The organism is Photorhabdus asymbiotica, from assembly GCF_003634575.1.
Classification (GTDB): Bacteria; Pseudomonadota; Gammaproteobacteria; order Enterobacterales; family Enterobacteriaceae; genus Photorhabdus; species Photorhabdus asymbiotica.
Genome location: NZ_RBLJ01000002.1, coordinates 84,896 through 107,402, shown reverse-complemented (window position 1 = coordinate 107,402; position 22,507 = coordinate 84,896). Strand labels below are relative to the sequence as shown.

Below are 22,507 nucleotides of genomic sequence, written 5' to 3'. Positions count from 1 at the left end.
GGCCAGTATATGTGAGTTAATATGTAAGCTTATATAAAATAGTATTACCCTCAGATGCTAGTAACAGCAGATTATAGCCTGATGGCTACAATAATCAACGAATATAACATCATTATTACATAAGTCACTATGCGCTGGTATTGTTTTTTGTCATTTAATGTAAAAAAGGTAAAATAATTCTTGCCCAACAACTTTCCTATTAATTTTATTAAAGTCAGTAATACTCGGATTTTTAAAGCTATTTTCTACTCATAAGTGGTGTTTTTAATTAAATTTGGACGAAATTATGTAAAAGTTAAGTGGATAGGTTGATGATCAGAATCTGCTGAATGTGAAGCAACTATTATATTTAAGAAGGCCGTTTAACGGCCTTCCGATTATAGTTAGTTGCATTAGTGAGATTCTGACGCTGGTTCAATCTCCTCTACTTTCTTACTGAAACGTCGTTTTATAACTACAAAGAATACTGGTACGAAAAAGATAGCCAGCGAGGTAGCAGCAATCATACCTCCTAATACCCCGGTACCTACTGCGTTTTGAGAGCCGGAACCAGCCCCGTTACTCAGTACCAGAGGGATGACACCCAACATAAATGCTAATGATGTCATCAGGATTGGACGGAGACGCATTCTTACAGCATCTAATGTAGCTTCTATCAGTCCTTTGCCTTCTTTTTCCATCAAATCTTTAGCGAACTCAACGATTAAGATTGCGTTCTTTGCGGATAAGCCGATGGTGGTTAACAGGCCAACTTTGAAGTAAACATCGTTATCTAGACCACGGAATGTTGTTGCTAACAAAGCGCCAACGATACCCAATGGCACTACCAGCATGACAGAGAATGGAATTGACCAGCTTTCATATAGCGCAGCTAAGCAGAGGAATACCACTATCAATGATAATGCATATAGAGCGGGGGCTTGATTACCTGACAGGCGTTCTTGATAGGACATGCCTGTCCAGTCAAAACCGATGCCATTTGGTAACTGGGATGCCAGTTCTTCCATCAAGGCCATTGCATCACCAGTACTTTTGCCAGGTGCTGCTTCACCCAGAATTTCCATTGATGGCAGACCGTTGTAGCGCTCTAAACGTGGTGAGCCATAGGTCCATGGTTCTTTAGACATATCTGCAAAGGCAGAGAATGGAACCATTTCACCCTGTTTGTTACGGACATATAATTTATAGATATCACTCGGTAGCATACGATAAGGTGCTTCTGACTGAATGTAAACTTTTTTGACCCGACCACGGTCGATAAAATCGTTCACATAGTGACTACCAAACATTGTGCTTAGTGTCGAGTTGATATCAGCGATGGAAACACCTAAAGTCTCAGCCTTTTCCTGATCAATCCTAACTCGATATTGAGGGGTATCTTCCTGACCGTTAGGACGAACACCCACTAACATATCTGGACGTTGTTGTATCATACCAAGCAATTGGTTACGGGCTTCGGTTAGTTTGTCATGCCCAAGGTTTGCTTTGTCAATTAATTCGAAATCAAAACCAGTTGCTGAGCCTAACTCTACAATTGCTGGGACGTTAAACGCAAAAACCATACCTTCTTTGATTTTCTGGAAGTGAGCACTTGCCCTGGCAACAATAGCAGGTACTTTATTCTCAGCACCAGGGCGTTCACTCCAGTCTTTCAAACTCATAAATGCCAGGCCAGTATTTTGCCCCTGACCACTGAAACCAAAGCCACTTACTGTAAATACAGAAACCACACGATCTTTTTCTTCCGTGCTGAAATAGTGATTGACTTCATCCAGAACTTTCTGCGTCTGTTCTTGTGTTGCGCCGGCAGGCAATTGAACCATTGTCAGCAATACACCTTGATCTTCTTCAGGAAGGAAAGAGGATGGTAGACGAGTAAACATGACAGCCATACCAGCAACCAGTAATACATAAATCACCAGATAACGGCCTGTATTGCGTAGAATGCGGCCGACACTGTCAGTATAGTGGTGGGTACTTTTATCGAACAAACGGTTAAACCAGCCGAAGATCCCAGTCTGTTTACCGTGACTACCTTTAGCAATTGGTTTCAGCATGGAAGCACACAGAGCAGGTGTTAGGATTAATGCAACGAGTACAGATAGTACCATTGCAGATACGATGGTGATCGAGAACTGACGATAAATTGCACCGGTTGAACCACCGAAGAAGGCCATTGGAACAAATACAGCAGATAGTACCATAGCAATACCAACCAAGGCGCTTTGGATTTGTCCCATTGATTTCTTAGTTGCTTCCTTAGGTGATAATCCTTCTTCTTGCATAACACGTTCAACGTTTTCTACCACGACAATGGCATCATCTACTAGTAAGCCGATGGCGAGTACCATAGCAAACATGGTCAACGTATTTATTGAGTAGCCAAATGCAGCGAGTATCGCAAATGTTCCCAGCAGTACGACTGGAACCGCGATGGTAGGAATAAGTGTTGCACGGAAGTTTTGCAGGAACAGGTACATTACCACGAACACCAGCATAATTGCTTCAATTAGTGTTTTTACTACCTCGTGAATAGAAATTTTAACGAATGGGGTGGTGTCATATGGATATACGATTTTCAGCCCGTGAGGGAAGAAAGGTTCCATATTTTTTAGCGCTTCTTTTACCGCTTTGGATGTATCCAGGGCGTTAGCGCCTGTTCCTAATTTGATACCGATACCAGCAGCAGGTTTGCCGTTAAAGCGGCCAATGAGGTTGTAGCTTTCTGAGCCTAATTCCACTTTTGCCACATCTTTCAGACGAACCTGAGAACCGTCGGTATTAACACGCAGAAGAATCTTACTGAACTCTTCAGGAGAAGTCAGACGTGTTTGGGCAATAATTGAAGCATTTAGCCGTTGACCTGGAACCGGAGGAGTTCCTCCTAATTGACCGGCTGCTATCTGGTTGTTTTGCGCTTTGATTGCATTTATTACATCCAGAGTTGTCATTTTGTAGTTAATAAGCTTGTCGGGATTTAACCAAATGCGCATTGCATACTGGTTACCAAACAGCATTGCATCGCCTACACCAGTTACACGGCTTAGTGGATCTTTAACGTTTGCACCAACATAGTCAGCGATATCCTCCTGTGACATGCTTCCATCTTCAGAGGTGAATCCAGCTACCATTAGGAAGGCATTGGTGGACTTGTCCACATGTATCCCTTGCTGTTGTACTTCCTGAGGTAATAGAGGCATAGCTAGTTGCAGTTTGTTCTGCACCTGTACCTGGGCAATATCAGGATCAGTACCAGCTTCAAAGGTTAGCGTGATGTTCATGTTACCAGCAGAATCACTGTTGGAAGACATATAAACCAAGTTATCGATACCATTCATATTTTGTTCTATAACTTGGGTAACTGTGTTTTGCACAGTCGTCGCATCAGCACCGGGATAAGTTGCGGAGATAGAAATCGCCGGTGGTGCGATAGTAGGGTACTGCGCCACGGGTAATTTCATAATTGCCAGCAGCCCAGCCAGCATGGTGATAATTGCAATTACCCATGCAAATATTGGCCGATCTATAAAAAACTTAGGCATGAATCACCGACTCCTTAATTAAGACTTTTTCGCAGGCTCAGTTTGGTTCGTAGCAGATTTAGCATTTAAATCTACTTCTTCTGCTTTGACTGGTATACCAGGCTTAATTTTTTGTAAACCAGTGACGATAACCCGATCACCTGTTTTCAAGCCGGAATTTACTAGCCATTTGTTACCAATAGCCTGACTTACATTAATAATTCGTAGTTCGACTTTTTCGTCTTTACCAACCACCATGGTGGTGGCTTCGCCACGAGGTGTACGGGTGACTGCTTGCTGAGGAACCAGTATTGCATCTCGGCGAACACCATCTTCTAGTTTTGCGCGAACAAACATACCAGGCAGTAATTCTTCATTCCGATTAGGGAATATTGCACGGATGGTAATAGAGCCGGTTGTTTCATCTACGGTGATATCAGAGAATTCCAGATAGCCTGTTTCACTGTATTCTTTACCGTCTTCCATGATCAGATGAATTTTAGTTTTACTATTCCCTTTCTGCACAATACCCTTAGCGATTTCATTTTTCAGGCGCAGGTAATCATCACTTGACTGAGTGACATCTACATAAATTGGATCTAACTGTTGAATAGTCGTCAGTGCTGTTGGTTGGCCAACTGAGACCAGAGCACCTTCAGTTATGGTCGATTTGCCGGAACGGCCACTAATCGGTGCTGTTACTTTGGTATATGCCAAATTGATACGGGCAGTTTCTACAGCAGCTTTTGATGACTGTACTGCTGCATTTGCCTGTGTATAATCAGCATTAGCTTTATCAAATTCCTGTTGACTAATATAGTTTGTTCCTAATAGTGGCTTATAGCGGTTTACTGTCAGGCGTGCAATTTCTGCCTTAGCCTGAGCTTGCGCCAAATCAGCTTTAGCACTGTCATAGGTAGCCTGGTAAGTTGCTGGATCTATTTGATATAAGGAAGTACCTGCTTTTACATCGCTTCCTTCTTCATAGTTTCGTTTCAGAATTATACCGCTTACTTGCGGACGCACTTCTGCAATACGGAAGGCTGATGTTCTGCCTGGCAATTCAGTCGTGACCATCAGAGGTTCAGTTTTCAGCGTCACGATACCGACTTCAGGGGCTTGTTGGTTCCCAGCCGCTTGCTGAGAGTCTTTGTCGTTACATCCTGAAAGAGCTAAGCTGCCTGATAGTACCAGTACTGCAGCCAGAGGCAAAACTCCCCTGTTTATTCGCATAAGTAAACCTCAATATTTTTAAATGTTGATCTTTCAATCCGTAAAACCATTACTCCATTAATAACAGCATGCTATAATACAAACATACATGAATGTATGTAAATCAACTTCAGGCTAAAAACAGAGTGTATGGCACGAAAAACTAAACAACAGGCTGAGGAGACCCGGCAACAGATTATAGACGCAGCTATAAAAGAGTTCTCTGAGCGCGGTGTCTCGGCTACTTCACTGACAGATATTGCTACAGCGGCTGGGGTAACCCGAGGAGCAATTTACTGGCACTTTAAAAATAAAGTAGACCTGTTTTCTGAAGCTTGTAAAATATCAGATTCTAAGATTGATGAATTAGAAAAAGAGTATCAAGCAAAATATTCTAATAATCCACTCCTGATTTTAAGAACTTTAATAATTCATATTTTGACGTCGGTTGTCGATGATCCGAAGAGTCGGTTATTAATGGAGATTTTTTTCCACAAATGTGAATTTGTTGGTGAAATGTCTGCTTTGGTGGAAGCTCGTCAGGAACTGTGTGTTGCAGACTATGTTCGTATTGAAGGGTTACTTTCTGACTGTATTGCATTAGGTCAGCTTCCTTATAATCTGAATCTAAGGCGAGCCGCTATCATGTTGAGAGGGTTGATAACAGGTTTACTGGAGAATTGGTTGTTTGCACCAGATAGTTTTGATATTCAGAAAGAAGCTGAATCGTTAACGGATAGCTTTATCGATGTGCTTAAATATAGTGAGTATATGAAAATTGTTGAAAAATGAAGAATCAGAATTATAGAGGAGGAATTATAGAGTAGTTCTATTCTGGTAATTGCTAATAACGTGACTAATGGTCAAAAGTCATTATCTTGTGCTCTTCGTTTATCTATAAAAAGAACAATACCCAGAAACTAGCCGGAAATTATATTTAAAATATTAGATACTGTTGCTACTGGCCTTAAGGGCAGTAATCTTAAAAGGTAAAGTTATAACCTAAAGTAAATGCTGATGATTCTGACTATACAAAATTACCGGTAGAATTCACAAGGCTGGTACAAGTGCTTGTGATATCAGCGATTCAGTGCACTGGTTAGGCGTATCTGGTAGATGCAAGCGAAGTTCTGAGTGGATACAGCGTTACGCAGTTGGTCGTAATTGTTGAGGGGTAGCTATCATCTATGTTGGAAATACAAAATGTAACGCATGCTTACGGTGAGCGTGTGATATTGAGAGACTTAAATTTGCAGTTGAAGGAAAAAAGAATTGCCATCATAGGTAGTAATGGCTGTGGCAAGAGTACATTTGTGCGTCTTCTCAATGGACTATTAGTACCGAAAAGTGGTGATGTTCTGGTGGATGGTTTGAACACGAGAGCAGATGGAAAAGCGATTCGGCGTAAGGTCGGTTTTGTATTCCAAAATCCTGACAATCAGATTGTTTTTCCAGTTGTTGAAGAGGATTTGGCTTTTGGAATGAAAAATCTTGGTTTTACCAAGGACACGATTCAACAAAGAGTTCAGGAGGTACTTTCACGATATGATTTACTTCAGTTTAGAGAGCATCCTGCCCATCTTTTAAGTGGTGGTCAGAAACAACTCCTTGCAATCTCTGGTGTGCTTGTAATGGACCCTGCTTACATAATTTTCGATGAGCCTACAACTTTGCTTGATTTGCGGAACAAGCGCCGTGTTGCCGAAGCGATCGATAACTTATCTCAAACTGTGATTGTAGTATCTCATGACCTTGAGTTTTTGGCAGGATTCGATCGCGTGCTTGTTTTCGATGATGGTCGTGTGGTTATCGATGACATTCCCTCCATTGCTATTCCTGAATATGTAAGGATGATGTCATGAGCTTGTCTGGGCATGAGCATAGTTCATCATTTGTACATCGAGCCAGCCCAGGGCTCAAGATTATTTCTTTGGTTATTTTGGGAACATTACTCTTTATTATTCCGCGTATTGATCTTTCAGTTGCAGTTTTGTCAGGCATTGTACTTTTATATTTGTTGGCCAGAATTTCATTAAAAACTGCTTGGGCGCAACTACGGCCGGCTATGTGGATTCTCTCACTTATTTTTATAGTTCAAGTGTTTTTGCATCATTGGACTGTTGGTGTTCTTGTGATAGTTCGCCTTGTTTCACTTTTGCTGCTAGCTTCGCTTGTTACTTTCACTACTCGTACCTCTGACATGATTGACGCATTGGAAAAGGGCCTTGCGTGGCTGTACTATCTTGGTGTTAATCCTGGAAAAGTGAGCCTGGCATTATCGCTTGCTTTACGATTTATCCCTGTTCTAGTGTCAATTACAGGGGAAGTACGGGAGGCGCAGAAAGCAAGGGGTCTTGATAAGAGTGTCATAGCAATTGCAGTACCCGTTATTGTAAGAACACTTAAGATGGCAGATGATATTTCTGCTGCTATTGATGCTCGGTCCTATGATCCTGGGTTTGTGAGAAAGAAATCAATCAGTAAATAAAGCACAATTTGTAGCCTTATTTAAAAACAAGGGGAGAAAATGTCCACGAAAGATATTGTTTATATAGCACTATTTGCTGCATTAACCGCAGCATTGGGTTTATTCCCGCCATTGATACTATCTGTTGTGGGCGTTCCGATAACAGCTCAATCGATGGGAGCAATGCTTGCCGGCGCCATTGTTGGTGCGAAACGGGGGGGATTGGCGTTGTTGCTTTTTTGTGTGCTTGTTGCAGTTGGATTACCGGTAATGGCTGGAGGTATGGGGGGATTGGGGGTATTTCTCAGTCCGAGTGGTGGTTTTGTTTTGGCATGGCCAATTGCAGCTTTTGTTATCGGCTACTTGTATGAGCAGAACTTGGCGAAACTGAACGTCTTCAAAGAAGCTGGATTTCTTGTATTTGGTGGGATAGTGTTTGTTTACGTGATTGGCATCCCATGGGTTGCAGCATTTGCCAATATCAACCTCTGGCAAGCAACCGTAGGTTCGCTTGGATTCATACCGGGAGATATTATCAAAGTTGTACTGGTTATCTTGATTGCGAAAACTATTCGCCGGGCTTATCCCACTTATGAGTAACGCTTCTAAATGTTGGTCTTTGTGACTGGCTGGTACTTGGTTGTGAGCACCAATAGTTACCACTAAGAGTCATCATTGTACCGACTATGGCAAATCCGCATGCTCCGAGTGAATCGAAGAAAAGATGATCACGCTAGGTATATATGATTTTCCCGTGAGATCGTCACGATGTGTAGGCCAGTAGTAGTGCAAGAAAAGGGTACCTTCATGTTCAGACTCCAGCGTCTTACCAAAATGTATTACGACCATAGGATCAGATTCTTCTCATTTAGCAATCCGATAAAAGAACCTGTTGTAATCCGATAGCCTCCCGCAGGTAAGACGATATGGGGATTACTAGTATTAAAAATGACGATAGAGCCAACTTGAGGTTGGAAGGTGAAGGATTCGCAATCAACCAATAGTGAACTATCATATGGCTTATATGTTTTATCTATAACAGTACTCTTGAATGGTTGATTATAGATCACTGTTTCTCCTCCTTGAGAAGGAGACGAAACATAGAGGTTCCAAGCGAGTTGAGTTGACACATCACCGATAGCCAGGTTTCCTTTCGCAAAAGTAGGTGCATAGTCCACATGTAAGTCCGAACCATTGGAGATAATGCGGATGATGCCGGCAAAATAGGGACCTAATCCCGGTTCTTCAGCGACCGAAATGTTGAAATTTGTATCATGTTTGATACATCGTATGAATCGAACAATTGGATCAAAAGCTTGATTGATGACTTGAGTACGTTCTTGCTCAGCCGAACTGACTTGAGCAAAGTACTCTTCTTTGGGCCGATTACGATAATGAGCTAACGGATTTCCCAGATAAAAGCCTGGTCTCCCGAATGCATAGGGTTTTGCCTTCATGCTCAGTATTGCAGTTGAAAGCTGTTCACATTCCTCTGTCGTTGCAAAATCATTTATCACTGCTGCCGGAATCTTGTTATCTATGATTGCTTGCAAGCTTTCTGATGATAATTTGATAAGTTCGTTTGATGCCCACCTTGACGACATGATAGCCAATTCCTAGTTTATTTCGTTACATTAGAAAAATTGATCTATTTGAAGGCTGGAATTGATCGTATAACATTGATTGTATAATAATGCAACATTTGGTCACACTCAGGAACACGATAATGACAATATCTCTGAGAGGTCATCACCTTCTTTGTATGCTTACCTACGCCGGCAACGGATATACCCCAGGTTTTATCGAAAACTACAATAAAATTATTCCCCGAATTCGGGACGAGGATATTCTGATTGTGGCTGGGCCGGATGACGTATGTGCTCCTTTGCTTGGAGAAGATAACCCTCATTGTTTGGGAGAGAGTGTCATTATTCGCGATAGCCATGCTTTAGAAGCTGTAGGTACTCTTATGGGGCGGTCTGTCGAAATAGGACATAGATTAAGACTTGATTCAGCTTATTTTAGGCAGGCGCGATGGGCTTTCGGTCGTGGGATTGTAAGGGGTGCCTGTGTAGGTTGTGAATGGGAGTTGCTTTGCACTCGAATAGCTGCTGACGACTATTCTTCAACGCTTCTTAAACTAAGCGATGGGAAGAGTTAAAAAATGCACTAAACATAAAGCCGTTCTGGTAGTGGTTGTGGATATACCCTGAAACAGCTTCCTTTTTAAGTAGGCTATTGGCGTATCCGAGGCACCATATAAACCATGACCGCGACATTAATGCGGTACGAAATATTAAAGTTATCGAGTTGACATTGTTAGCCCATGGAGAGAAGGTCAGCCCTAATTCGCGTCACTGTGGGTAAGGTTCGTCTCTGGGAATCCTCTTCTTTAAGAAGAAGAGCAGTCAATCGTAGATTGTAGTTGCTTCACTAATTTTGCTTGATAATCATGTTTGACTATTTCCAGTGCGGCAAGTGCGATTTCAGGAGTGATTTCATTGCACTCCAGTAAATAGATTAGATCAACAGCAAGCTGAACTTCAGGTGGTGCATGTTCGACGGACATAAAATATTCCTCATTTGAGTTGTTAATCCATGTTTTCTTTATATTCGATTGATTTTTCAATTCGCATCATAGATTGGCGGCAACGTGCCAATCTTCCAGCTAAGGCTGCAATTTCTTTCTGTACTTTTTGCTGATTACTAAGTGTAGTCTGTTGATTCAATCTTAGTTCTCTATCATTGATCATTGCGAGTAGGCGGCGTTCATAATCCTGATGCTCAGCCAGTTTATGATACAGGTCAGTAGCTTGTTGTTTATGCTCGAACTGACTCTCTTTTCTTCTCAGGGACTGGGTAGATGACTCACGCTTTAATGCTTCTATTTGAATAATTAAACGTTCAGATAGAAATGCGACTTGTTCTGTCCGGTTATCCTGAACACACTCTTTTAGTTGTTCCATGTTGTGCTTTACTTCTTGCAAATAGCCACGGAGCTTATCGCTGTGTCGGTTAAATAAAGTCTGATCAAACCGGGCAGTGGAAAATGGAGTGTCTGCTAGTGGAGCAAGTTCTTTTGCCAGTATGTCGACCTGTTTTTCGAGCAAGTTTAATAAATTTCGTGTACTCATTTATACCTTAAAGTGGTTATGTGTTGTAAAGTAGAATTGATTTTGAACGACAAAAAATAGGCTGATGAATGTTGATTGGTTGCTTTTTTCTATCAGTTTGCATAGATTTTAGCACTTTCGTGTTCTACTCACTGGCCCCGATTATGATCACAAACGCGCAGCAACTGCAATTTATTAAAGACAGTATAGAAACTATTCCGAATTACCCGAAACCAGGGGTCCTTTTTCGTGATATCACAACTTTATTGGATAATCCTCCTGCCTACCAAGCAACGATTGATCTTCTGGTAGAGCGATATCAAGGCAAGGGCATAACAAAAATTGTTGGCACTGAAGCTCGTGGTTTTCTATTCGGAGCTCCAGTTGCGTTGCGTCTCGGTGTTGGTTTTGTCCCCGTGCGTAAAGCCGGTAAGTTACCTCGTGAAACATTGAGTGAAACTTACGATCTAGAGTATGGCACTGATACATTGGAAATGCATAAAAATAGTATAAGAGAGAACGATAAAGTGCTGGTTGTTGATGATTTATTAGCAACCGGTGGCACTGTTGAGGCAACTGTCCGCTTAATCCGTCGTTTAGGAGGTAAAGTTTCTGAAGCTGCCTTTGTTATTGGTTTGCCAGATTTGGGGGGCATTGAGCGCCTGCAAAGGCAAGGAGTGAATAGTTTTACTCTGCTTGAATTCCCAGGTCATTGATCTGTTTATTTTCGCATTACTAACATATCGGCCTCGCTGTCTGTAGTGGGGCTGTGTTAGCATGGTAGCCAATCATCTTTAATTTCTCCGGTATCAATGAGCTATCAGGTACTTGCCCGTAAGTGGCGCCCACAAATATTTTCTAATGTGATTGGCCAGGAACACGTCCTGACTGCGTTAGCTAATGGTCTTGCCCATGATCGGCTTCATCACGCTTACTTGTTTTCTGGCACCAGAGGCGTTGGAAAAACGACAATTGCCCGTTTATTTTCTAAGGGATTGAATTGCGAAATAGGTATTACTGATAAGCCTTGTGGTAAATGTGCTAATTGTCTTGAAATTGAACAAGGGCGGTTTGTTGATCTGATTGAGATTGATGCTGCTTCCCGTACTAAAGTTGAAGATACGCGTGAATTGCTGGATAACGTGCAATATGCTCCAACTCGCGGGCGTTTCAAAGTTTACCTGATTGATGAAGTGCATATGCTTTCTCGCCACAGTTTCAATGCATTATTGAAAACGTTGGAAGAGCCACCTGAACATGTGAAATTTTTGCTGGCAACAACTGATCCGCAGAAATTGCCAGTGACCATTCTATCCCGTTGTTTACAGTTCCATCTCAAAGCGCTGGATGTCGCTCAAATAAGCGATCAGCTTGAGCGTATACTTAAAGCTGAACATCTAGAGAGTGACAGCCGTGCTCGCCAGCTTTTGGCTCGTGCTGCTGATGGTAGTATGCGTGATGCCCTAAGTCTGGCCGATCAGGCTATTGCTATGGGGCAAGGACAGGTGACGGCTGAAATAGTCAGCCAAATGCTGGGGACGCTGGATGATGAACAGCCTTTATCCATTATTGAAGCATTGGTTCGGGCTGACGGTCGGCAGGTTATGGCATTGGTGGAGCAAGTTGCTTTACGCGGTACTGACTGGGAAAATCTGTTGGTAGAGACACTTTCATTGCTACATCGTATTGCAATGATCCAACTGTTACCTTCTCAATCAGAGATTGGTCCTTCTTCAATAGATGGCCGTTTGCGGATATTAGCAAAGACTATCTCACCGGAAGATTTGCAACTTTATTATCAAACGTTACTGATTGGTCGTAGAGATCTGGCGTATGCGCCAGAGCGCAGAATGGGTGTTGAAATGGCTTTACTCAGGGCTTTAGCATTTCATCCCAAAACAGTCATAGAAGAGGTTCCTGTACCGGTGGTACAACCCACGGTTACGCCACCCACGGCAGCTCAGCGGCAACATGATCACCAGAAGGAGATAACTTCTACTAATCATGTTGGTGAGTTGGTACCGGTGGATAGAACTTCTCAGAAAGAATCTCAGATACCCCAGGCACTTGTATCGAGCCCGACCGCGCAACTATTAAAAGCAAGGAATGCGTTATCCCGACAGCAAGAGCAAACACCACCAAAAAAGTCTGAACCGGCTACGTCTGTTAAGACGAGGCCGGCGACCTCGGCACTGGAACGGCTTGCCGCAGTGTCAGGGCAACGACCTCAATCATCAGTGGCTAAAATTCAGGAAAACAAGCCTGAGAAAAAAGAGGCTTACCGTTGGCGTGCTAAGAATATTGAGAAAAAACCAGAAACTTATGTGGCTACGCCAAAAGCTTTAAGAACAGCGTTGGAACATGAGAAAACACCAGAGCTGGCAGAGAAATTAGCGGAAGAATCTAAACAAAGAGATGCATGGGCCGCAGAAGTTGATAAACTTAAAATTCCTAAACTGGTGCAACAATTAGCATTAAATGCGTTCAAAGAGCAGGTTGGTGAAAATCAGATCTGCCTACACTTGCGTTCGAGCCAGCGTCACCTTAATTCCGCTTTTGCACAAAAGTCATTAACGGAAGCGTTAAGCGAGTTGCATGGTGCAACGGTTGAATTCAGCATTATTGAAGATGATAATCCGGCGGAAAAAACTCCGCTGGAATGGCGACAAGCCATTTATGAAGAGAAGTTGGCACAAGCTCGCCAATCAATTATTGCGGATAAAACTATTCAGACATTGCGGCAGGTATTTGATGCTGAATTGGATGAAGAGAGTATCCGACCGGTCTAACCGCTGCAATCTGTACCTGTTGTACGATGTAGCCATAGCGAAGAGAGAAAACTATGTTTGGTAAAGGTGGTTTGGGCAATTTGATGAAACAGGCCCAGCAAATGCAAGACAAAATGCAAAAAATGCAGGAAGAGATCGCCAATTTGGAAGTGACAGGTGAATCTGGTGCAGGTTTGGTTAAAGTGACTATCAATGGTGCTCATAATTGTCGTCGTGTTGATATCGATCCAAGCCTGATGGAGGACGACAAAGAGATGTTGGAAGATCTTATTGCTGCCGCATTCAATGATGCAGCCCGCCGTATCGAAGAAACTCAGAAAGAGAAAATGGCAAGTGTTTCCAGCGGAATGCAACTGCCACCAGGCTTTAAGATGCCATTCTGATGCAAACCAGTCCTCTCCTTGAATCCTTGATGGAAGCATTGCGCTGTTTGCCAGGGGTTGGCCCTAAATCTGCACAACGGATGGCTTTTCATCTGCTACAGCGTGATCGCAGTGGTGGAATGCGTTTGGCTCAGGCGTTGACAAAAGCGATGTCAGAAATTGGACATTGTCAGTATTGCCGGACTTTTACTGAGCAGGAACAGTGTACGATTTGTGCCAACTCACGCCGTCAGCAAAATGGTCAAATTTGTGTGGTTGAAAGTCCCGCGGATATTCATGCTATTGAGCAAACGGGTCAGTTTGCTGGGCGCTACTTTGTATTGATGGGACATTTATCTCCGCTGGATGGTATTGGCCCGATGGATATTGGGTTAGATCGTCTTGAGGAGCGTCTCTCCACTGAAGTGATTTCAGAGGTCATTCTGGCGACCAATCCGACAGTGGAAGGAGAGGCAACTGCTAATTATATTGCAGATATGTGCGCCCAGTATGAAGTAACTGCGAGCCGTATTGCTCATGGTGTGCCGGTTGGCGGTGAACTTGAAATGGTAGATGGCACAACTTTGTCACATTCACTTGCTGGGCGGCAGAAGATTACTTATTAATTTTCTGTTAGTGCCTTACGGTTTTATCTGGCTGGAAAAATATGGTTGTGTATCCTGTTATAGATCAAACCGTAAAGACTTTAAAGCGCTGCATTTATGCAGCGTATTCTATAAGTTATTTAAATAATTAACTTATTTACTCTATTTCATATTCTTTTGAATAACCTAACTTGAAATTCAATTTATTTATCCCCATTTGAACTTCATCGTCTGATTTTATCTATCTGAACTGGATTTAGATTGAGGTAACAAATGAGTATGAAAGGTCAGGAAACCCGTGGATTTCAGTCTGAAGTAAAACAACTTCTGCAATTAATGATCCATTCACTCTATTCCAATAAAGAGATTTTTCTTCGTGAGCTAATCTCAAACGCTTCTGATGCTGCTGACAAATTACGTTTCCGCGCATTATCTGCCCCAGATCTTTATGAAAACGATGGTGAACTGCGTGTTCGCCTCTCTTTTGATAAAGAAAAGAGAATTATTACGATTAGTGATAATGGCATTGGTATGACCCGAGATGAAGTCATTGATAATCTTGGAACTATTGCTAAATCAGGCACCAAAGCTTTCCTGGAATCTATTGGTTCAGATCAGGCGAAAGATAGCCAGCTAATTGGACAATTTGGTGTTGGTTTTTACTCTGCATTTATTGTAGCGGATAAAGTCACTGTACGTACCCGTGCTGCTGGTGCTTCAACTGATCAAGGGGTATTCTGGGAATCGGCTGGTGAAGGCGATTACACTATCGCTGATATTGAAAGAGAAACTCGTGGTACAGAGATCACTCTTCATTTACGTGAAGGGGAAGATGAATTCCTGGATAACTGGCGTTTGCGTTCTGTTATCAGCAAATATTCTGACCATATTGCTCTGCCAGTTGAAATTGAAACTAAAAATAAGAGTGAAGAAGAAGGCGAAGAAGATACCGTAACCTGGGAAAAGATTAATAAAGCCCAGGCTTTGTGGACTCGTGGTAAATCTGAAATTACAGATGAAGAATACAAAGAGTTCTACAAACATATCTCTCATGATTTTGCTGATCCGATGATCTGGAGCCATAATCGTGTAGAAGGTAAACAGGAATATACCAGCATGCTCTATATTCCATCCCAGGCTCCGTGGGATATGTGGAATCGTGAGCATAAGCACGGATTGAAACTGTATGTCCAACGCGTGTTTATTATGGATGATGCAGAACAGTTCATGCCAAACTATTTGCGCTTTGTTCGTGGTCTGATTGATTCCAATGACTTGCCGCTGAATGTTTCTCGTGAAATTCTACAAGATAACTCTATTACCCGTAATTTGCGTAATGCGTTGACCAAACGTGCATTACAGATGTTGGATAAATTGTCAAAAGATGATGCAGAGAAATACCAGCAATTCTGGCAACAGTTTGGTCTGGTGATGAAAGAAGGTCCGGCAGAAGATCATACTAACAAAGAAACTATTGCTAAATTGTTACGTTTTGCTTCTACCCATAATGATAGCTCTGCCCAGACAGTTTCTCTGGAAGAATATGTTAGTAGAATGACGGAAGGTCAGGATAAAATCTACTACATCACTGCGGACAGTTATGCTGCGGCGAAAAATAGCCCGCACTTAGAACTGTTTCGTAAGAAAGGTATCGAAGTTCTGCTATTGTCAGATCGTATAGATGAATGGATGATGAGCTATCTTACTGAGTTCGATAGTAAAAAATTCCAATCAGTCAGTAAAGCCGATGAATCTTTGAATAAATTGGCAGACGAAAACAAAGCTGAGCAGGAAGAAGCTGAAAAGCAATTAGAGCCATTTGTTGAGCGTGTGAAAACATTGCTTGGCGATCGGGTAAAAGAGGTCAAATTGACTTACCGCCTAACTGATACTCCGGCAATTGTGACAACAAACGCGGATGAAATGAGTACACAGATGGCGAAATTGTTTGCTGCGGCTGGTCAGCAGGTCCCAGAAGTTAAATACAATTTTGAACTGAATCCTGATCATCAATTAGTAAAACTGGCGGCTGATATTAGTGATGAAACACAGTTTGCTGATTGGGTCGAATTATTGTTCGATCAGGCATTATTTGCTGAGCGGGGCACATTGGAAGATCCAAATCAGTTTATCCGTCGTATGAATCAGTTATTACTGTCTGGAAAAGCTTGATTTAGTTATATTTTGGTAACGATTGTAAACCACGCCTCCGGTAGTGAAATGAGGCGTGGTTTATTTTTTGCAGAAAAATATCACGAAATCGTTTACCTGTTTCCTTGAGGGAACCCCATTCCAAATGGTATGGTGATTTGTTTTCTTAAAATATAAAAACTAACTAGCAAGGGGATTTACGCAATGCGTATTATTCTGCTGGGCGCTCCGGGCGCCGGTAAAGGGACTCAGGCACAATTTATCATGGAGAAATATGGGATCTCTCAAATTTCTACCGGTGATATGTTGCGTACTGCAGTTAAGGCTGGCACAGAATTGGGTTTAAAAGCAAAAGAGCTGATGGATAATGGCAAGCTAGTTACTGATGAACTAGTCATTGCTTTGGTAAAAGAGCGCATCAAACAAGATGATTGCCGAAATGGATTCTTGTTGGATGGGTTCCCTCGTACCATTCCTCAGGCTGATGCAATGAAAGAAGCCGGTATTAATGTTGATTATGTTCTGGAATTCGATGTACCTGATGAATTGATTATTGAACGTATCATTGGGCGCCGTGTGCATGCACCATCTGGACGTGTTTATCACATCAAATTTAATCCACCTGCAATGGAAAATAAAGATGATGTTACTGGTGAAGAATTGACTATTCGTAAAGATGATCACGAAGATATCGTGCGTAAGCGTTTGGTTGAATATCATCAACAGACTGCACCTTTGGTTTCTTACTATCAGAAAGAAGCTGAAATAGGTAACACTGAATACTTCAAAATTGATGGTACTCGAAAGGTATCTGAAGTTAGTGAAGAATTGACCAAAATTTTGATTAATCAATCTGAGTGATTCTTAAAAGGCGGCGTTAAGCTGCCTTAATCTTATATTATTTCTTTACTATTTCAGCTGATTAGTTGGTTTTTATTTATTGTTTTTCATGGATAAACATGATTTTCATCCGTATTTTATTATGTTAGGGTTCTCATCAGTGAAAACAATAGGGAATCGGCATAATGAGCAGCAGCGATAAGTATGGCGTTTTATTAGTTAATCTTGGCACTCCTGATCAGCCAACAACTGCGGCTATAAAGCGTTACTTAGCCGAGTTTCTTAGTGATAAAAGAGTTGTAGATGTTTCCACACTAATTTGGAAGCCAATATTATATGGTGTTATTTTGCCTTTACGTTCCTCACGTGTGGCAAAGTTATATCAGAAAATCTGGACAGATGAAGGTTCTCCTCTGTTAGTATATAGCCGCCGTCAGCAGAAATTATTAGCAGAGAAATTGGTAGATATTCCTATTGAACTAGGAATGAGTTATGGTTCTCCATCTATTGAACAGGCAATTGATAATCTACTCAGGCAGAATGTTGAACAATTGGTTGTTTTACCACTTTATCCCCAGTATTCTTGTTCCACATCTGCGGCTGTATTTGATGGTATCAGTCTGGCATTACAGAAATATCGTACTATTCCTGGAGTCCACTTTATTCGCAGCTATGCTGATCACCCGGCTTATATTTCTGCACTGAAGGAGACGATTGAGAAGAGTTTTTATGTGCATGGTCAACCGGATAGATTATTGCTTTCCTATCATAGTATTCCGCAACGTTTTGTTGATACTGGTGATATTTATGCCGAGCAATGTAAGTTAACAACACGATTGTTAAAGCAAACTATTAATTATCCGGCAGAACAAGTAATGATGGCTTATCAGTCGCGTTTTGGTCGAGAGCCATGGTTGATGCCATTCATGGATCAGACGATGAAATCATTGCCTGATCAGGGAATAAAACATATTCAGGTACTTTGTCCCGGTTTTTCATCTGATTGTCTGGAAACGCTGGAAGAGATAAAATTGCAGAATAAGGAGATATTTCTTGATGCTGGTGGAGAGAAATTTGAATATATTCCTGCGCTTAACGACAATAGTAGTCATATTTTGCTGCTTGAAGCATTAGTGAACAGTGTTGTCAGAGGCAGAGTTGAGTCGTAATGGAATTAATCTATCATTAGGATGAATTGATTCTTTAGTGGTATATTCCTACTCAAGTACCTGTCTATCTGAACTGCCATACTTGGTTTTTAGGATAAATGAAATTAACCATAGGGTTCAGTGGGATGATGTTTTGTAGAGCAATTAGTAACAGCCATATTTGAATTTGGATATAAATAATGATTAATAAACCGGTTAAAAGCACTAACTTCAATGAAGAATATTTTAATTATTACAATTCAAAACAAGACGATGAAATCGATTTGTTTGAGTTATTTTCTGTTTTATTTCAATCAAAGTTATTGATTATTGCTGTTACTATCGTTTTTGCTGTTATTGGTTTTGTAGCAACATCGTTGATGCCACAAAAATGGACGAGTTCAGCTTCAGTTATTCAACCTCAACTTGAAGAAATACAGCCACTTAAAAATCTCCTGACTACGTTAGAGGTTTTAAGTTTACAACCATCGGTAACTTCATCATCGTTGTATCATAATTTTTTGAATAATTTTAATTCACGGGTTTTACGAGAAGAATATCTGATTAATACAGAATATTTTAAAAATCTGATAGCTAAATCAGATGATCATTCGCCACTTGCAAAAAGAAAACTTATTGAAAAAATTGTAAATGATAATATTTCCTCTTCTTCAAAAGTGGAAAAAGATGATCAAAATAATGAGGAGGTTAAACTGGTTTTCAGTGCAGAGACTGCTGAAGATGCATATAACCTGCTAAATGGCTACATTAACTATGCATCGTCTGTTGTTCGTGACCAAGTGAAAAACGAATTGGGTGATATGGTTGAACAGAAGCTTGCTTACTCTGAAGGTTTATACCAGGTTGATTTAAACCGCGTGAGTAATATACAGAGAGCTAATGTTGAGCGGCTGAAACATGCATTATCCATTGCTAATTCAGCGGGAATTAAAAAACCTATTTCTAGTGAAGGAGCAATGATTAAAGACGATCCAGATTACTCTATTGCCTTAGGTTCTGATGCATTACAGCGTAAGTTAAAAATTACGGAAGAAATTAAAGATCCAGCCTCAATTGATGCTGATTTACGTAACCGTATGTTTTATATAAATGAACTTAAATCACTTAGAATAAATAAAGTTGACTTTCAGCCGTTCAGATATATGCAGGCTCCTTATGAACCAACGGCGAAAGATTCGCCTAAGCGCCTGATTATCTTGATAGGCAGTGCTTTTATCGGTCTTATCCTGTCTGTTATTTTCGTTATGCTTCGTCACATGGTGCGCAGTCGTCGACAAGCGGCCTAATGTTCTTTAGGCAGCAAGTGTCATTGTGACACTTGCTGCTTGTCTGTTTTTATTGTGCTAATATGCCGCATCTTTATGTCCCTATAGCATCAATCAAATATGAAATTCCCTGGTAAACGTAAATCAAAACACTATTTTCCTGTCAGTCTGCGTGATCCCTTACTCCAGCCAATTAAAGACATGATGGATAGTGAGAATAATCGGGCTTATATCGTTGGTATCGATCAGACATTAGTGGATATTGAAGCGAAAGTAGACGAAGATTTTATCCGGCGTTATAACCTTAGCCAGGGGCACTCATTGGTTATTGAAGATGATGTAGCTGAAACCTTGTATAAAGAACTTACTGATAATAATCTTATTAGCCATGAATTTGCTGGTGGTACTATCGGTAATACCCTCCATAATTACTCAGTTCTTGCTGATGATCGCTCCGTTTTACTGGGGGCTATGTGTAATAATATTCAGATTGGTAGCTATGCTTATCGCTATTTATGTAATACCTCTAGCCGTACTGATCTAAATTATTTACAAGGTGTGGATGGAGCAATTGGCCGCTGTTTCACTTTGGTAACAGAAAATGGTGAACGGACTTTTGCCATCAGTCCTGGACAAATGAATCAACTTAAGCCTGAGAGTATTCCTGAACAGATTATTGCTGAAGCTTCAGCTTTGGTATTGACCGCTTATTTGGTTCGTTGCAGACCAGGAGAGCCGATGCCTGAAGCAACAATGAAAGCTATTGAATATGCGAAAAAATATAGTGTTCCCGTCGTTCTGACTTTGGGGACAAAGTATGTTATTGCTGATGATCCACAATGGTGGCGTGATTTTCTGGCTGAGAATATTTCTGTTCTGGCAATGAATGAAGATGAAGCTTATGAGCTTACTGGTTTTAGTGATCCATTATTGGCTTCAGATATGGCATTAAATTGGGTAGATTTAGTTCTGTGTACCGCTGGCCCGGCTGGATTATATATGGCTGGTTATACCGAAGAAAGTTATAAACGCCGGACAACTCATCCATTGTTACCGGGTGCGATTGCTGAATTTAACCGTTATGAATTTAGCCGTGCTATGCGTAAATCTGATTGCCAGTCTCCTATGAAGGTTTATTCTCATATTGAACCTTATATGGGGGGACCAGAAAAAATTATGAATACCAATGGTGCTGGTGATGGTGCTTTATCTGCTTTATTACATGATATAACGGCTAATAACTATCACAGAACGAATGTGCCGAATTCCAGTAAGCATGTTCGTACTTACTTAACATATTCATCTCTTGCTCAAGTTTGTAAATATTCAAACAGGGTCAGCTATCAGGTATTGAGTCAGCATTCTCCACGATTAAGCCGTGGTTTGCCGGAAAAAGAAGATAGCCTGGAAGAGTCTTACTGGGAAAGATAATTTAATAATATTAGCGAAATCCGCTGTAAACCTTGGCCCTATGTCCGATAGGGCGAGGGGCTCTTTTATAAGAAATTTGTTGATACGAGCACCTCGGTGGATTTAGCACCGAGGTCTTTAAGCGGATTTATTTGTGAATACAGGATTCGTTCACTTCTGGGGATTGCCCAGTACAAGAAGACTTTTCTAGCACCAATATGATAATGAGCTTGCTCCACGTTGATCGGGTTTAATTGATAAGTTTGCTTATTGGGAATAATTCATTAATAATCAACGCACTAAGGTAAATTCCTACCCCAAAACTAGTGTGTGCGACCAAACTGCGCAGACGGGCTACATTAGGCTGCGGCGTTTTAGCCGCAGCAAACCCAAATCCAAAACCAGGCTGCATCAGAAAAAATGGGGCGATTATGCTAATGATCCCCATGGCTAGGGCAGGTAAAAGGGTAGGATTTTCCAGCCAGGATTGACCTATTATGATAATAAATAGCAGGGAGAAAAATACGCCAATAATATAGTGCGTTGTCCAGCCAAGGACTTTTTCACCTCTAATTGGGGTTGCTTGAATAATGGTATGGTGAACAAATTTGCCGCCCGGCATGTGTGTCCGAGCCAGCGTCCAACCAGTTGATAATTAAGGGAGGGAATATTGAATAGGCGTTTTTGTACTATTGCCCAAAGATCCATAATCAAGGTAGCACCGATTCCTATTATCACTGCGTGCAGTAGTATATCCATTTGACACTTCCAGGTAATTGAAAGAAATATAGAACATGCTTTGTAATAAACTAGGTTGAAAAATAGCAGAAAAAAATGACCACACGCTGGGTAGTATGAGCAACCTTTGATATGATCATGTTCAACTATTATATTGAATGATTGAGCAATGAAAACAGTATGTCAATATTCAATGATGATGCCCAACGACAACTCTTTGACGAGTTGGCGGAGGTAGCTCGAATTTTGGGAAATACCCACCGTCTGATGCTACTGGAACATATTACTCAGGGAGAAAGGCCGGTAGAACGTCTGGCTGAGCTAACTGGATTGACAATAGCTAATTCGTCACAACATCTTCAGCATCTTAAGCGAGCAGGTTTTGTGCAGTCACGTCGGGAAGGTAAGAACGTTTACTATCGTTTGGGTAACGGTCCGGTACAAAATCTATTGGCGGCACTCCATCAGTATGTTGAATATAGAAATAGTGAGATAGCAGCATTTATCGCCGATACATTTAACCGACGAGAGCATCTGGAGTCGATTTCACGTGAAGAATTGTTTCAAAGACTTAATCTGGGGGAGGTTACCTTGCTGGATGTTCGCCCTTCGGAAGAGTTCGCTTCCGGGCATCTTCCTGGGGCTATCAATATTCCCGCTGAAGAACTTGAGGGGCGTTTGTCAGAGTTGCCTAAGGAGCAAGAAATTGTGGCTTATTGTCGCGGACCATATTGTGTACTTTCCCTTAATGCGATGAAGATACTGCGATCAAAGGGGTTTCTTGCGCGGCGTTTGGAAGAGGGATTTCCAGCTTGGAAAGCGGCTGGGTTCGAGGTACAGAATGACAGATAGGTAGCTCTTCGCG

General features: G+C 41.5%; 22 protein-coding genes. 15 read left to right on the top strand and 7 right to left on the bottom strand.

Going from position 1 to position 22,507, the window contains the following annotated elements; all coding sequences use genetic code 11:
• Positions 1–392: 392 nt before the first annotated feature.
• The gene (locus BDD30_RS07105; RefSeq protein WP_015835518.1) at positions 393–3,542 is read right to left on the bottom strand and encodes an efflux RND transporter permease subunit; all 3,150 of its coding nucleotides are present in this window, start codon (positions 3,540–3,542) and stop codon (positions 393–395) included.
• 18 nt (positions 3,543–3,560) lie between these two features.
• A complete protein-coding gene (locus BDD30_RS07100) occupies positions 3,561–4,754 on the bottom strand; it encodes an efflux RND transporter periplasmic adaptor subunit (RefSeq protein WP_015835517.1) in 1,194 nt (397 codons plus the stop codon).
• A gap of 129 nt (positions 4,755–4,883) precedes the next feature.
• Between BDD30_RS07100 and acrR the strand changes: the two genes are divergently transcribed.
• The 4 genes from acrR (at position 4,884) to BDD30_RS07080 (ending at position 7,800) form a co-directional block, all read left to right on the top strand.
• A complete protein-coding gene (acrR, locus tag BDD30_RS07095) occupies positions 4,884–5,525 on the top strand; it encodes a multidrug efflux transporter transcriptional repressor AcrR (protein WP_015835516.1) in 642 nt (213 codons plus the stop codon).
• Positions 5,526–5,920: 395 nt separating this feature from the next.
• Entirely contained in the window at positions 5,921–6,595 is a 675-nt protein-coding gene (locus BDD30_RS07090) for an energy-coupling factor ABC transporter ATP-binding protein (RefSeq protein WP_015835515.1), read from the top strand.
• Positions 6,592–7,221 (top strand): energy-coupling factor transporter transmembrane component T family protein, encoded by a 630-nt coding sequence (locus BDD30_RS07085; RefSeq protein WP_015835514.1) that lies wholly within the window; start codon positions 6,592–6,594, stop codon positions 7,219–7,221. Before BDD30_RS07090 ends, BDD30_RS07085 begins: the two co-directional genes overlap by 4 nt.
• 39 nt (positions 7,222–7,260) lie before the next feature.
• Positions 7,261–7,800 (top strand): biotin transporter BioY, encoded by a 540-nt coding sequence (locus BDD30_RS07080; protein WP_015835513.1) that lies wholly within the window; start codon positions 7,261–7,263, stop codon positions 7,798–7,800.
• A gap of 239 nt (positions 7,801–8,039) precedes the next feature.
• On the opposite strand, the gene BDD30_RS07075 is transcribed toward BDD30_RS07080, so the two are convergent.
• Positions 8,040–8,804 carry a 2OG-Fe(II)-dependent halogenase WelO5 family protein gene (locus BDD30_RS07075; RefSeq protein WP_041382340.1) on the bottom strand — a complete coding sequence of 255 codons (765 nt, stop codon included), beginning with the start codon at positions 8,802–8,804 and terminating at the stop codon, positions 8,040–8,042.
• A 122-nt stretch (positions 8,805–8,926) separates the two neighbouring features.
• Between BDD30_RS07075 and BDD30_RS07070 the strand changes: the two genes are divergently transcribed.
• Positions 8,927–9,361 carry a DUF1284 domain-containing protein gene (locus tag BDD30_RS07070; protein ID WP_041382338.1) on the top strand — a complete coding sequence of 145 codons (435 nt, stop codon included), beginning with the start codon at positions 8,927–8,929 and terminating at the stop codon, positions 9,359–9,361.
• Positions 9,362–9,592: 231 nt separating this feature from the next.
• On the opposite strand, the gene rsmS is transcribed toward BDD30_RS07070, so the two are convergent.
• Together rsmS and priC are read right to left on the bottom strand one after the other, a co-directional pair.
• The gene (rsmS, locus tag BDD30_RS07065) at positions 9,593–9,769 is read right to left on the bottom strand and encodes a pleiotropic regulatory protein RsmS (protein ID WP_015835510.1); all 177 of its coding nucleotides are present in this window, start codon (positions 9,767–9,769) and stop codon (positions 9,593–9,595) included.
• Between the two features lie 22 nt (positions 9,770–9,791).
• Entirely contained in the window at positions 9,792–10,334 is a 543-nt protein-coding gene (gene priC / locus BDD30_RS07060; protein WP_015835509.1) for a primosomal replication protein PriC, read from the bottom strand.
• 143 nt (positions 10,335–10,477) lie between these two features.
• On the opposite strand from priC, the gene apt reads away from it, so the two are divergent.
• The 9 genes from apt (at position 10,478) to BDD30_RS07015 (ending at position 20,925) form a co-directional block, all read left to right on the top strand.
• Positions 10,478–11,029, top strand: a complete 552-nt coding sequence (apt, locus tag BDD30_RS07055; protein ID WP_041382964.1) for an adenine phosphoribosyltransferase — start codon at positions 10,478–10,480, stop codon at positions 11,027–11,029.
• 96 nt (positions 11,030–11,125) lie between these two features.
• Complete coding sequence (dnaX, locus tag BDD30_RS07050; RefSeq protein WP_015835507.1) at positions 11,126–13,102, top strand: DNA polymerase III subunit gamma/tau; 1,977 nt, start codon at positions 11,126–11,128, stop codon at positions 13,100–13,102.
• A 53-nt stretch (positions 13,103–13,155) separates the two neighbouring features.
• A complete protein-coding gene (locus BDD30_RS07045; RefSeq protein WP_015835506.1) occupies positions 13,156–13,485 on the top strand; it encodes a YbaB/EbfC family nucleoid-associated protein in 330 nt (109 codons plus the stop codon).
• Positions 13,485–14,090: a recombination mediator RecR gene (recR, locus tag BDD30_RS07040; RefSeq protein WP_015835505.1), complete on the top strand. Its 606-nt coding sequence runs from the start codon at positions 13,485–13,487 to the stop codon at positions 14,088–14,090. The genes BDD30_RS07045 and recR overlap by 1 nt, the downstream gene beginning before the upstream one ends.
• 258 nt (positions 14,091–14,348) lie before the next feature.
• On the top strand, positions 14,349–16,241 hold the full coding sequence (gene htpG / locus BDD30_RS07035) for a molecular chaperone HtpG (protein ID WP_197535182.1): 1,893 nt from the start codon (positions 14,349–14,351) through the stop codon (positions 16,239–16,241).
• Between the two features lie 183 nt (positions 16,242–16,424).
• Positions 16,425–17,081, top strand: a complete 657-nt coding sequence (adk, locus tag BDD30_RS07030) for an adenylate kinase (protein ID WP_015835502.1) — start codon at positions 16,425–16,427, stop codon at positions 17,079–17,081.
• A 164-nt stretch (positions 17,082–17,245) separates the two neighbouring features.
• Complete coding sequence (hemH, locus tag BDD30_RS07025) at positions 17,246–18,229, top strand: ferrochelatase (protein ID WP_015835501.1); 984 nt, start codon at positions 17,246–17,248, stop codon at positions 18,227–18,229.
• A gap of 179 nt (positions 18,230–18,408) precedes the next feature.
• Entirely contained in the window at positions 18,409–19,515 is a 1,107-nt protein-coding gene (wzz(fepE), locus tag BDD30_RS07020; RefSeq protein ID WP_015835500.1) for an LPS O-antigen length regulator Wzz(fepE), read from the top strand.
• Positions 19,516–19,614: 99 nt separating this feature from the next.
• The gene (locus tag BDD30_RS07015; RefSeq protein ID WP_015835499.1) at positions 19,615–20,925 is read left to right on the top strand and encodes an inosine/guanosine kinase; all 1,311 of its coding nucleotides are present in this window, start codon (positions 19,615–19,617) and stop codon (positions 20,923–20,925) included.
• A 229-nt stretch (positions 20,926–21,154) separates the two neighbouring features.
• On the opposite strand, the gene BDD30_RS07010 is transcribed toward BDD30_RS07015, so the two are convergent.
• Positions 21,155–21,478, bottom strand: a complete 324-nt coding sequence (locus tag BDD30_RS07010; RefSeq protein WP_407946588.1) for a DUF2938 family protein — start codon at positions 21,476–21,478, stop codon at positions 21,155–21,157.
• A complete protein-coding gene (locus BDD30_RS24985) occupies positions 21,400–21,612 on the bottom strand; it encodes a DUF2938 family protein (RefSeq protein ID WP_407946587.1) in 213 nt (70 codons plus the stop codon). The genes BDD30_RS07010 and BDD30_RS24985 overlap by 79 nt, the downstream gene beginning before the upstream one ends.
• 210 nt (positions 21,613–21,822) lie before the next feature.
• Here BDD30_RS24985 and BDD30_RS07005 point away from each other — a divergent pair, with 210 nt between their 5' ends.
• Positions 21,823–22,494 carry an ArsR/SmtB family transcription factor gene (locus BDD30_RS07005; protein ID WP_015835497.1) on the top strand — a complete coding sequence of 224 codons (672 nt, stop codon included), beginning with the start codon at positions 21,823–21,825 and terminating at the stop codon, positions 22,492–22,494.
• Positions 22,495–22,507: the final 13 nt, after the last annotated feature.